9 protein-coding genes are annotated in these 12,044 nt (G+C 47.4%); 3 read left to right on the top strand and 6 right to left on the bottom strand.

The window, feature by feature from the left end:
* From JRI46_01755 to JRI46_01745, 3 genes are all read right to left on the bottom strand, one after another.
* A partial coding sequence (locus tag JRI46_01755; protein MBW2038313.1) for a hypothetical protein occupies window positions 1-952 on the bottom strand: 952 nt, incomplete at its 3' end.
* A gap of 17 nt (window positions 953-969) precedes the next feature.
* Window positions 970-3,237: an MMPL family transporter gene (locus JRI46_01750; GenBank protein MBW2038312.1), complete on the bottom strand. Its 2,268-nt coding sequence runs from the start codon at window positions 3,235-3,237 to the stop codon at window positions 970-972.
* Complete coding sequence (locus JRI46_01745; protein MBW2038311.1) at window positions 3,237-3,956, bottom strand: outer membrane lipoprotein-sorting protein; 720 nt, start codon at window positions 3,954-3,956, stop codon at window positions 3,237-3,239. The genes JRI46_01750 and JRI46_01745 overlap by 1 nt, the downstream gene beginning before the upstream one ends.
* A gap of 278 nt (window positions 3,957-4,234) precedes the next feature.
* On the opposite strand from JRI46_01745, the gene JRI46_01740 reads away from it, so the two are divergent.
* A complete protein-coding gene (locus JRI46_01740; protein MBW2038310.1) occupies window positions 4,235-4,408 on the top strand; it encodes a hypothetical protein in 174 nt (57 codons plus the stop codon).
* Here JRI46_01740 and JRI46_01735 read toward each other — a convergent pair.
* From JRI46_01735 to mnmG, 3 genes are all read right to left on the bottom strand, one after another.
* Window positions 4,397-5,158: a methyltransferase domain-containing protein gene (locus JRI46_01735; GenBank protein MBW2038309.1), complete on the bottom strand. Its 762-nt coding sequence runs from the start codon at window positions 5,156-5,158 to the stop codon at window positions 4,397-4,399. The genes JRI46_01740 and JRI46_01735 overlap by 12 nt on opposite strands.
* A gap of 38 nt (window positions 5,159-5,196) precedes the next feature.
* A complete protein-coding gene (locus tag JRI46_01730) occupies window positions 5,197-5,769 on the bottom strand; it encodes a class I SAM-dependent methyltransferase (GenBank protein ID MBW2038308.1) in 573 nt (190 codons plus the stop codon).
* A gap of 172 nt (window positions 5,770-5,941) precedes the next feature.
* On the bottom strand, window positions 5,942-7,816 hold the full coding sequence (gene mnmG, locus JRI46_01725) for a tRNA uridine-5-carboxymethylaminomethyl(34) synthesis enzyme MnmG (GenBank protein ID MBW2038307.1): 1,875 nt from the start codon (window positions 7,814-7,816) through the stop codon (window positions 5,942-5,944).
* A gap of 293 nt (window positions 7,817-8,109) precedes the next feature.
* Here mnmG and JRI46_01720 point away from each other — a divergent pair, with 293 nt between their 5' ends.
* Window positions 8,110-8,484, top strand: a complete 375-nt coding sequence (locus JRI46_01720) for a DUF2784 domain-containing protein (protein MBW2038306.1) — start codon at window positions 8,110-8,112, stop codon at window positions 8,482-8,484.
* Between the two features lie 324 nt (window positions 8,485-8,808).
* Window positions 8,809-12,009 carry a carbamoyl-phosphate synthase large subunit gene (gene carB / locus JRI46_01715; GenBank protein MBW2038305.1) on the top strand — a complete coding sequence of 1,067 codons (3,201 nt, stop codon included), beginning with the start codon at window positions 8,809-8,811 and terminating at the stop codon, window positions 12,007-12,009.
* Window positions 12,010-12,044: the final 35 nt, after the last annotated feature.

Genomic DNA, 12,044 nt, shown 5'->3' with positions numbered 1-12,044 from the left:
CCTTCTTTTCTTCTATAACATCATCGACAAATATTTTTCTATACAGCACACTGAAATTCAGGTAATTATCTCCAAAACTTCTATCTATGCCGAACCCGCCTGTAAAAGAGCTTCCTTTGGTATAATCCACTATATCCTTTTTCTGAAAGCCCACATTGGTAAGTAAAGCCCCCTCTCCCCTTATACCCCACTTTCCTTTCACCAGCTCAAAATCATAGCCAAACATATGGCCTTTAAAATATTCAGCCTTAACCTTATTTAGGTTGGCATCCAAACGATATGACGGAAAATCCTGAAATCCTCGGAAATAATAAATAGACCAGTCAACTTCCCGGAAGGTGCTCGAAAATCTTCCACCGTATTCTATGTTTTTCATATTTTTTGATGGCAGATTCTCTTCTACCGGCAACGGGAAGTGTACTATATTAAATGGAGAACTTTTCTCGTTTAACTCATCATAGGTACCCTCTTCGAAAAGAGGCACCACGATGAAATCAAGGCGGCTTGCCTCTCCAAAATAAGGAGATACCATGAAAAGAGGGACGGGTAACTTTGCTTCCTTTCTTTCAGCCTCCAAGAAGAGTTTAGAGATATCCAATGGATTTATGATGTCGGTAGGTGCTAATTGATCGAGTTTTCCCCAAATAACTTTAGAGTAACCAATTTTAACCTCAACCTTCGGAAATGAAAAATTAAGATAAGCATCATCTGCTTTCACTAAAATATCATTTTCGTCTTCTTCTCTATTAGACAAAAGTCCATCTATGCGGCCACTGAGATAAAAAGTGAGCCAATCCTTTAAATCTACCTCCTCCTCTAATAAAAACCTGCTTCGTGACTCAAATATATCTTCTTTATTAGGGAAGTATATAACTCTAGTCTCTATGTATCCATTAAGGGAATACGCAGGCCCACAGGGTAACAGCACAAAAGAGAAAAATACCACCGGCAATATAATTCTTCGTATTTTCATGGTTTAAATTTTCTTATTAAAAACCTTCTCGTTGCCACTATGCTTGAGGGAAGGACTAATATATCTCCAATGAGGGCAAAGAATAAAGTCAGGGCAATTAACATTCCAAATTCTCGTGTAGGCTGAAAGCCGGATATTAAAAGGATTAAAAATCCCGCCATATTTATCACCGAAGTAAAAATAATGGCATCCCCGACAGAAACAGTAGTTTCCTTTAAGGCATCTTGGACGGGAAATTTGTTAGATTTAAGTTCTTTCCTGAATCTGGAGATAAAGTGAATGGTATCATCTGCGGCGATACCCAGGGCTACAGAAGCTATCATTACGGTTCCAGTGTTAAGGGCAATACCAGACCACCCCATAATCCCCATAATGAATATTATTGGTAGTAAGTTAGGTATTATGCTTAATCCACCATATCTTGCTGACCAGAAAGCAATAAACAGAACTCCTATTACCGATAAAAATGCTAAAGAGAAACCTCTGATTTGGCTTTCCAGGAGGTATTCTTGCAGTAAATTATATAGATAAATAGTTCCAGTCAGAGTAATACTTATCCCTGTTCCTGAAAAGGTCTCTTTCGCCATTTTCTCCAGCAAATTGCCCAGGATTAGACTTTTTCGGGAAGGCATAGATTCAGTCTTTATAGATATTCTCCCTTGTGCATAATCGGGTGTGACTATGTTTTCCAATTCTTTTCTACCATCGTCAGAGAGGGTAAATAAAAGTAGCTCCTGCGCTATTAGAGATTTAGAGTCGGGTATTCTGTAATATTCAGGGTTATCCGCCTCTAATGCCTTGTTTATCCTTTTCACATAATCTACCAGAGAAATCAGCTTTTTGACACGAGGAAGTTTTTCAATCTCCGAAGACAGCTTATCCACTCTTTTTAATATTTCCGGTTCCTTTAACACATCTTCCTCACCTTTGATGACTATTTCCATAACTCCAATTCCAGAAAGATTCTTATCCACCAGCATAGAGGATTTATAAAAATCTCCTTTTTTAGGGAACCATTCGATTTGGTTTGTTTCTATCTTTACTTTTGTAATACCCCAACCAAAGAAGATGAATCCGAGAACTGCCACTACTAAAGTATATTTAAATCTTCTTTCGTTAAATTTAGAGATCCCATTTAGAAGGTGTTTTAAGCCTCGACCTCTCTTTATTTCTTGGTTAGAGGGTAATAGACTTAACAATAGAGGCACTAGGGTGATAGAGATAAAGAAAGCAAACATAATCCCCGCTGCTGAACCGATACCAAAGTGCTTCACTGCATCAATATGGCTGATAGACAAAGATAATAGTCCAAAGGCAGTGGTTATGCTGGTAATGAAACAGGGAATAGTAATATATTTTATAGTACGTATAAAGGCCTCTCTCTTTTTAGAATCTTCTCTTACCTCATCGAAATATTTCATTATATGAATGCAGTTGGCTATGGATAAGATCATAACCAAAGGAATGAGCATCCCTGTTACTACATTAAAGGTATATCCCAAAGCTGAATAAAACCCCAATGCCCAGCAGAGGCTCATCCCTATAACTAAAAGGATGATAAGATTTTTATACAAAGAGCGGAATAAAACGAATATAAATATACAGATTACAGCAATTGTCAGAAGTGGGAATATACTCTGGTTTTGTTTAGTGAATCTGTTAAATTCAGACATCGCTCTCATATCGCCGGAAAGAGACACTTCTAAATTCCTTGGTCTTCCTTTATGAGCTATCTCTTCAACCTGACAGACCGCTTTATCTGTTTCCTCGGCAGGCATGTCCTCAAAGGTAATCACGATAGCGGTAAATTTTTCATTGGATGAAACCAAATAATCTCTGAACAGCTCGTCTTCGAGGGCGTATTTTCTTATTTTCTGTAAGTTATTTGTTTCTAATTCTAAAAGAAGGGGATTAATCTCAATACCTTCTGAAGTCCCGATTACTTTGTTGGCGTTTGCCAGACTATGGACTCGCTTTACTTGAGCTAAGTCTTCAAACTCTTCTGTCTTTTGCTTGATATAGTTTAAGACCTCTAAGGAAAATATATCTTCAGAGCGTAGAACAACCATTAAGACCCTTCCACCTTCAAATGTATCTCGATAATCCTCATAAACGATGTAATCTGGGTCACTCACTGAAAACCATGCCTTGAGTGAGTTATCCATCTCAATTTTAATTAAAGAACCAAAAACAACCGTTACCGCAATGATTGGGCCCAGCCAGAAGAATCTGAACCTATATAAAATTTTGGCCAATCTTTCCATTATCTCTTTAGCTTTCTTCTTTCAAAACGGTCATCAGAAATACCTTTGTTATACTGAACTTCTTTCACCTTGATGGATGTCTTATGATTGGTTTTGAGATTTTCCATTAAAAGTTCCAGTGAAGTCCAGATTCCATCGATTTTTTCCAGTTTCAAAACTTTGTAGATCTTTTCAATTTCCCCTTTCTTGCTATAATATTCTGCTTTAGTTACAACGAAATTGTCCTTCCTGACCCAGGAAAGGATTTTCGGATATTTGGAACCCTTCTCCTTTGGATATGAGGCTAAAAGATAACAATTTTTCCCTTCATAGATTATCCCTTCTTCTATTAATTGGTAGGTATAGTCTTCCAATTTTCTGCCCGATATATCCTCATAGGAGAAGTCTGTGCCAACGAAGTTTTCATCTTTCTCTCGAGTAGCGATCCTTCTTATCCTGCCAAGGGCAGGGAGATAGAGAAACCTTTCGTTGTCTCTCCCTTTGTGCTCCCATACCAAAAAAGATGTCCCTTTTATATCCTTAGGGTAAGTAAACTTGAGAAGTAGCTTGTCTTTTCCATCAAAATCTTTTCGGATTATGAAAAGTCTTCTTTTCCTTTCTTTGCCCTTCTTGCCTATTAGGGTCATGTCCATTTTAAAACTTGCATCATCACCCTTTTCTCTCTCATCTGTCTTTTGGGCAACCCATAAACCTGTGGGTTGGGAGAAACCAATCTCCATGCCTGATAGCAGGAAGATCAAACTTAGTAAACATAGTAAGCAACGCCTCATCTTTTTATACCTCCTTCTGGATTCCTTCTAATAATGCCTTAGCAAATTGAGTCCAAATTTTTTCATAATCTATCTTTTCGCCACTTATCTAATTCGGTATATATTATAGTTAAATAATTGACATAGGGTCAAATATAATTTTTAAGGCACTTGATCTCCTGAAGCGGGCAGGGCACTTTAAATGCCTTTCCTTTTCATGAATTCAATTAAAAAGGGTTTTGTCGTCTGTGAAAGACAAAGTGGCTATGCTCACGGTCCAATATGGCGACGAGGTGCTGGCAGGTGCCGCAATCAATGCAGCTACCTTCATCCTTCTGCATCTACCAGAGGATTATATTGCCTCCGGGGCAGCGGCTTTGAGCCTGTTCATTTCTTCTTCCCAGCGAAGGTTAGGCCGATGATTCCTCGTGATTTCGCTTTTGCATTATAAAAAACACCGAGCCATACCATTCTTTGTATTTCTTAAACAGGTCTATCTCCCGTTGTTCCTTGTCAAGTACTGCAAGGACCTCGGAGTCATCGACATACTTCGTGCGAAGATCTTGGATTCGCCTCTCTAGGGGACCGTAGTACTCAATCCACCAGGCGTCCTCTGGTAGGGTGAAATGTCCAATGAGGTCATAGCCGCAGCCAGGGATCAGCTCCAGGTTTTTCGGGACGTTCCTTATGCCTGGATAGATCTCCTTCCAGTAGTTGTAGATTTCCTGCGGTGGATCCGGACGCAGCCAGGTCATCTCATGAACAACCAGGAAGCCGTTGGGCTTGATCAACCGTTGCCACTCCTTGAGGCCCCTTTCAAATCCGATGATGAAGATGGAGCCCTCGGCCCAGATGATGTCAAAGCTCTCATCCGGGAAATCCATCTCGAACATCGAGCAGTTCACAACCCGGATACGTTCCGAAAGCCCTGCCTCTTCGATTTTTTTTATAAATTTATCTAGGTAGGGTTGGTGGAAATCTAATCCGATTATCTCGCCTTCACTCAACCTTGCAAGTTCCATCGTCGGCCCACCCGTGCCACAGCCAATATCCAGGATGCGGGGTCTGTCCAGTTCGGGAAGCATTTGGAACGCCCTTCTCGTGTATTGGTTTCTTCCGGGGCCTTCTCTTGGAAGGTCTTGATGTAGCTCGAAGAAGATGTCCCTGGACATTGCCTGCTACCGCAGAATCAGGTGCTTTCTGATGAATATCAATGCTGACTTCTCTTAAACAAAAAAATCCTCGCCTGTTTGCCTGAATAAGAAAATCCTCCCCGTTCTATTGCATCTATCAATTTTTTCTCAGACCCTCTGGTCTTTTTATAAGAAAGCAGACCCCCGGGTTTCAAGATACGATGTATTTCAGATATTATGTTTTCTTGTCCGCCAACAATGTGAGGAAGATTGAAGATAAAGGCAAGGTCAATGCTCTGTTCCGGAAGCCTGGTGTCGGATGCATTGGTAAGCATAGGCTGAACATTTTGTATGCCTTTGCTCTCAATTTTCTTTTGAACCCTTTTGATAGCGAGCGGATGAACATCCACAGCATAGACAATGCCTTCATTTCCCACGATGTTTGCCGCTGGAATGGTAAAGAACCCTGGACCACATCCAACCTCCAGCACTTTTTGACCGGGCTTCAGTCCTGCCGTTTTTAGCAGCTTGTATGGATTTATTAATATCGGGAGAAATGGGTTGTCATGCATCAAGGTTATGATCATGAAAGCAAATTTCGATGGCGTATGCTCAGAACGACGACGTCTTTTATTAATTTTGTTGTTCATTTTTTCTGTCCTTTTTAGGAATTTGGGGGACGGTCTTAACTATTAAATATTCAATTTTATAACTTAATGTTTAAGATGTGACTCTTCCTTCTTTCTCGGCGGCCCTGGTCGCCTCATAGGCCGAGAGCATCTGGTTCAGGGTAGGGGAGGGGAGGTCCTTGGGGTCCATCCCCTATACGGCCCCCATCCGCTTGAGCTGCACCATCAGAACGGAGATGGCCGCAGGGGTGACCCCTGATATCCTGCTGGCCTGTCCCAGGGTCATGGGCCTGATGGTCGAGAGCTTCTCCTTTATCTCCCGGGAGAGACCGGGGATTGCGTCGTATCTCATATCCTCCGGTATTCGCACCCGCTCCATCCGCCGGAACCGCTCCACCAATTCCTCCTGTTTCTTGATATAGCCTGCGTACTTGATCTCCAACTCCACCTGTTCCACTACCTCCAGAGGGAGGGAATTGGAGGAGGGATCGAAGGCCTGGAGGTCTTTGTAGGAGAGTTCTGGTCTGCGCAAGAGCTCTTCAAGGGAGGTGACGTTCTTAATGGGGTTGCTCCTCAACTCCTGCAGCTTGTCATTGACCCCCGAAGTCGGTCTGATCTTGACCTCCTTGAGCCGCCCTATCTCGCAAGCGATGGCTTTCTTTTTCTTCCTAAACTTATTGTAGGTCTCTTCGTCCACCAGGCCGAGGCAATAGCCTTTATCCATGAGGCGCAAATCTGCATTGTCCTCCCGCAAGATGAGCCTGTATTCGGCCCGGGAGGTGAACATGCGATAGGGCTCTTTGGTCCCCTTGGTGACCAAGTCGTCGATCAGGACACCGATATATGCCTCGGAGCGATCGAGGATAAAGGGTTCCTCTCCCTTGATCTTCAGGGCAGCGTTTACCCCCGCCATGATCCCCTGGGCAGCCGCCTCTTCGTAACCGGAGGTCCCGTTGATCTGTCCAACGTGATAGAGTCCCTCTATTAGCTTGGTCTCCAGGGTGGGCCTGAGCTGGACCGGGTCAACATAGTCGTACTCAATGCCGTACCCTGGGCGCATGATCTCTACTCTCTCCAGCCCCTCGATGCTGCGCAATGTCTTGAGCTGGATATCCAGGGGGAGGCCTGTAAAGAGACCGTTGGAATAGTACTCGTGAGTACGCAGACCCTCGGGCTCCAGAAAGATCTGGTGTCTCTCCTTTGCTGGAAACAGAGCCACCTTGTCCTCCACCGAAGGGCAGTACCGGGGCCCCATCCCCTCGATTATCCCGCTGAAGAAGTATGAGTGATCGAGCCCGCTGCGGATGATCTCATGGGTCTTGGGATTGGTATAGGTGATATAGCAGGGGAGGAGTTTCTTCGGGAGTTCCCTGGTGGAGAATGAGAAGGGGCGCGGGGGGTCGTCGCTCTCCTGCTTGCCGAGGCGGGAGAAGTCGATGGTCTTGCCGTCCACCCGGGGAGTGGTGCAGGTCTTGAGCCTGCCCAGCTCGAAGCCGATCTCCCTGAGGCTCTCCGAGAGCCGCACCGAAGGGAGTTCCCCCATCCTGCCGGCAGGGAAGTGGGTGAGGCCGATGTGGATGAGGCCGTTGAGGAAGGTCCCTGGGGCGATGATCACCGTTTGGCCGTGGAAGACCTCATGGGTGCTCGTTTCCACCCCTTCGACCCTTCCATCCCTAACCAGGATCCTATCCACCAGGCCCTGTTTTATCTCCAGACCGGGCTGGCTCTCCATGACATACTTTATCCGCAGCCGGTAGGCTTGGCGATCGGACTGGGCCCTGGAGGACTGTACTGCGGGACCCTTTCTGGTGTTCAACCTTCGGAACTGGATGGCCGTGGCGTCGGTGTTTTTGGCCATCTCACCACCCAGGGCGTCGATCTCCTTGACCAACTGCCCCTTGGCCAATCCCCCGATGGCGGGATTGCAGGACATGAGGCCGATGGTGTCGATGTTTATGGTAAGCAGGAGGGTTTGACACCCAAGACGGGCGGCAGCCAGGGCCGCCTCACAACCCGCATGTCCCCCACCCACTACAATTACCTCGTATCTCTTGGGGTGGATAATCATTTCTTTATGCTAATTTTTTTATATGGTTCTTTTCCCAAAAAGTTGTTAAAAAGGATCCAAGGATTCATCTCATAGGGTTCCAGCGGTCTAGGGTCCTAGGGTTCTAGTGAAAGACAAACACCCTTGAGCCCTTGAATCCTTGAACCTTGATTGTAGGTTGCCCTCTTCAATCCTCTCAATTCTACCAACTAAATTAGAGAAGTTTTTTTACATTATAGCATCTTTTCCCTGTTCCTGAAACTGGCAAAAAATCGACAAAAGGGTACAATAGATTTAAGACCTAGAGGGAGATAATGTACCATCTACTGGCGGATTTTGCCTTTTCGCTCCACCTCGCCTTCATCATCTTCGTGATCTTGGGGGCCTTCCTGGTGTGGAGGTGGCCCTGGTTGGCCCTCCTGCACATTCTGTCGGTTATCTGGTCCTTGGCGATCCAGTTTCTCCCCAATGTCCCCTGTCCATTGACCCCCCTGGAGCAGATGCTGCTGCGTAAGGCGGGTGAGGAGGGCTACACAGGTGGGTTTGTGGACCACTACATCGTCCCCCTCATCTATCCCGAGGTTGAACCTCGCTTCCACTACGAGGCCGGGGTCTTTCTATTGGTGGTAAACCTTGTAATCTACGTATTGATAATCATCCGAATCAGGTCAAAAAGATCCAAACGATAAGGGACTGAGGGGACAAACTCCTTGCATATAAGTGGATAATCCAACCTGGCCAATCCAGAGATCCTCTGAGGTCCTTGATCTACAAAAGAGATCTATTATTAAAAGAGGACAAAGAGCAAGAAAAGCATTAGAAGAAGTCAAAAAAGCTTGATGAGTTAATGGACAGCGTCTTTTTCCAGCTTGACACAAAACCATCGCTTCCCTATACTGCCAAGGCGGTTGCCTGTTCACATCAAACCCTTTCCCGTGGCTCTGATGAACTATTTTTTATATCTGATCAACCTTAGCTGAACATTTAATATAAAAGTAGAAAGGAGCCTCTGAGTGCCAAAACGCAAGGATATCAAGAAGGTTATGATTATCGGTTCAGGGCCCATTGTTATTGGTCAGGCATGCGAGTTCGATTATTCTGGCACCCAGGCCTGCAAGGCCCTTAGGAAGTTGGGTTATGAGATCGTGCTGGTCAATTCCAACCCTGCCACCATTATGACAGACCCCGGAATGGCCGATATGACCTACATTGAGCCGCTCACCTTTGAGGCCATGAAGGAGATCGTTGAAAAGGAACAGCCTGATGCAATACTGCCCAATCTCGGGGGGCAGTCCGGACTGAACCTTACTTCGCAGCTGGCGCGCGCTGGTGTATTGGACGAATATGGCGTCAAGGTGATCGGCGTTGAGTTGGATGCCATAGAGCGCGGCGAGGACCGCCTGGCATTCAAGGAGACCATGAACCGGCTAGGCATCGAGATGCCGAAGAGCGAAATCGCCTATAGCGTCGAGGAGGCGGAAAAGATTGCCGCTGGACTCAGCTACCCGGTGGTCATCCGCCCTGCCTATTGTCTGGGCGGCACCGGCGGCGGCCTGGTTTACAACATCGAGGAGCTGCGTACCGTTGCCAGTCGCGGTCTTTCGGCAAGTCTCGTCGACCAGGTGTTGGTGGAGGAGTCGGTCCTGGGATGGGAGGAATTGGAGCTCGAAGTGGTGCGCGACGCCAAAAACCAGATGATCACCGTCTGTTTCATCGAGAATGTGGATGCCATGGGCGTGCACACGGGCGATTCCTATTGCACCGCGCCCATGCTCACCATCGACTCCGAACTCCAGAAACGTCTCCAAAAGCATTCCTACGACATCGTCGAGGCGATCCGGGTCATCGGCGGCACGAACATCCAGTTTGCCCACGATCCCAAAACTGGCCGGGTGGTGGTGATCGAGATCAATCCCAGGACATCTCGCTCTTCGGCGCTGGCCTCCAAGGCCACAGGCTTCCCCATCGCTCTCATCTCCGCTATGTTGGCCGCAGGACTGACCCTGGATGAAATCCCATATTGGCGGGAGGGGACCCTTGAGAAATATACGCCTTCAGGGGACTATGTGGTGGTCAAGTTTGCCCGCTGGGCATTTGAGAAGTTTCGGGATGCCGAGGACAAGCTGGGCACCCAGATGCGCGCCGTTGGCGAGGTGATGAGCATCGGCAAGACATACAAAGAGGCCCTTCAGAAAGCCATCAGATCCCTGGAGATCGGCCGATATGGGCTTGGCTTCGCCAAGGACTTTCATGAGAAGTCCCTGGATGAGCTGATGGAGCTCTTAAACGAGCCCTCCAGCGAGCGACAGTTTATCATGTACGAAGCCCTGCGCAAGGGAGTCGACGTGGAAAAGCTTTACGAGAAGACATATATCAAGCCCTGGTTCATCGAGCAGATGAAGGAACTCGTGGAACTGGAGGGAAAGATCCTCCAGTACAAAGGTAGGGGATTGCCTGAAGACCTATTTGTGCAGGCCAAGAAAGATGGATTTGCAGATCGATACCTTTCCCAGCTGCTCGGCATCCCGGAAAAGGAGATCAGACAGCGGCGCAATGCCCTTGGTGTGCTCCAGGGGTGGCAACCGGTACCCGTGAGCGGCGTGAAGGATGCGGCCTACTATTTTTCAACATACAATGCACCTGACCAGGTGGCGACAAGCCAGCAACCAAAAGTTATGGTCCTGGGCGGGGGGCCCAACAGGATCGGGCAGGGAATTGAATTTGATTACTGCTGTGTTCATGCGGCATTTGCCCTGCGGGACGAGGGATTAGAGTCTATTATGGTCAACTGCAATCCTGAGACCGTCTCCACCGATTACGACACCTCAGATAAGCTCTATTTCGAACCCCTCACGGTCGAGGATGTGTTGAGTATCTACGAAAAGGAGAAGCCCATTGGGATTATTGTTCAGTTCGGGGGCCAGACCCCCCTCAATATCGCCAATGAACTGGCTGAAGCGGGTGTGAAGATCTTGGGGACATCACCGGAGACCATAGACCTGGCAGAGGACCGGGACTGCTTCCGTCAAATGATGCGCAAGTTGGACATTCCCATGCCAGATGCGGGTATGGCCAGCACCCTGGAAGAAGCCCTGACTGTGGCCGAGAAAATTGGTTATCCCCTGATGGTCAGGCCCTCCTATGTGCTCGGCGGACGTGGCATGGAGATCGTCCACGACGAGGAGATGCTCAGACGCTATGCGACAGCAGCCGTGGATGTGACTCCCGATCGGCCCATACTCATCGACAAGTTCCTAGAAAACGCCATCGAGGCCGAGGCAGACGCCATTGCCGATGGCACCGATGCCTTTGTCCCTGCGGTGATGGAGCATATCGAGTTGGCTGGTGTCCATTCGGGGGACTCTGCCTGTGTAATTCCTCCCATCAGCATCCCCACAAGACACTTAGATACTATCTATGATTACACCAGAAAGATCGCCGTGGAGCTCAATGTGGTCGGACTGATGAACATCCAATACGCCATTGCCAACGATATAGTATACGTACTGGAGGCCAACCCCCGTGCCTCGCGAACTGTACCGCTGGTTTCAAAGGTGTGCAACATCCCCATGGCGCGGGTGGCCACCCAGCTCATGCTCGGCAAAAAGCTCTCTGAGCTGGACATCAAGCCCAAGTCCATCCCTCACTTTGGGGTCAAAGAGGCGGTCTTCCCCTTCAATATGTTCCCAGAGGTTGACCCCCTCTTGGGTCCAGAGATGCGGTCCACAGGTGAGGTCTTGGGGGTAGCCAACTCCTTTGGGCTCGCCTTTTTCAAATCCCAGGAGGCTGCCAGCCAGCGGCTTCCCACTGACGGAACTGTGCTGATTACTGTATTCAAGAAGGACAGGCCAGCAGTTCTGGAAGTAGCCAAGCAGTTTCAGAAATTGGGTTTTAAGATCAAGGCCACTAAGGGCACCCACAGGTTTTTGGTCAACCATGGCATTTCATCCGAGCACATCCTCAAAATGCACGAAGGCCGGCCCAACATTGTCGATGGTATTATGAATAAGGAGATTGACCTGATTATCAATACACCAAGCGGCAGGTTGAGCAAGTACGATGATTCTTACATTCGCAAGGCGGCCATCAAGTACAAGGTACCATATATTACCACCCTGGCCGCAGCCGCAGCCGCAGCAAAGGGCATCGCCACTTACAGGCGAGGCAAGGGTGGGGTCCAGTCGCTTCAGATCTACCATAGGTATATTAAGTAACCTGAGAGGCGAGCGTCCCCTTACGCATGGAATTT

It is taken from the genome of Deltaproteobacteria bacterium (assembly GCA_019308925.1).
Lineage (GTDB): Bacteria > Desulfobacterota > B13-G15 > B13-G15 > RBG-16-54-18 > JAFDHG01.
The sequence above is the reverse complement of the archived record's forward strand: the minus strand, read 5'-3'. Positions and strand labels throughout refer to the sequence as shown.

Coding starts and splice junctions, on each gene's coding strand:
- JRI46_01750 (MBW2038312.1), bottom strand. CDS start 3,237: ATGGAAAGATTGGCCAAAATTTTATATAGGTTCAGATTCTTCTGGCTG.
- JRI46_01745 (MBW2038311.1), bottom strand. CDS start 3,956: ATGGAGATTGGTTTCTCCCAACCCACAGGTTTATGGGTTGCCCAAAAG.
- JRI46_01735 (MBW2038309.1), bottom strand. CDS start 5,158: ATGTCCAGGGACATCTTCTTCGAGCTACATCAAGACCTTCCAAGAGAA.
- JRI46_01730 (MBW2038308.1), bottom strand. CDS start 5,769: ATGAACAACAAAATTAATAAAAGACGTCGTCGTTCTGAGCATACGCCA.
- mnmG (MBW2038307.1), bottom strand. CDS start 7,816: ATGATTATCCACCCCAAGAGATACGAGGTAATTGTAGTGGGTGGGGGA.
- JRI46_01720 (MBW2038306.1), top strand. CDS start 8,110: ATGTACCATCTACTGGCGGATTTTGCCTTTTCGCTCCACCTCGCCTTC.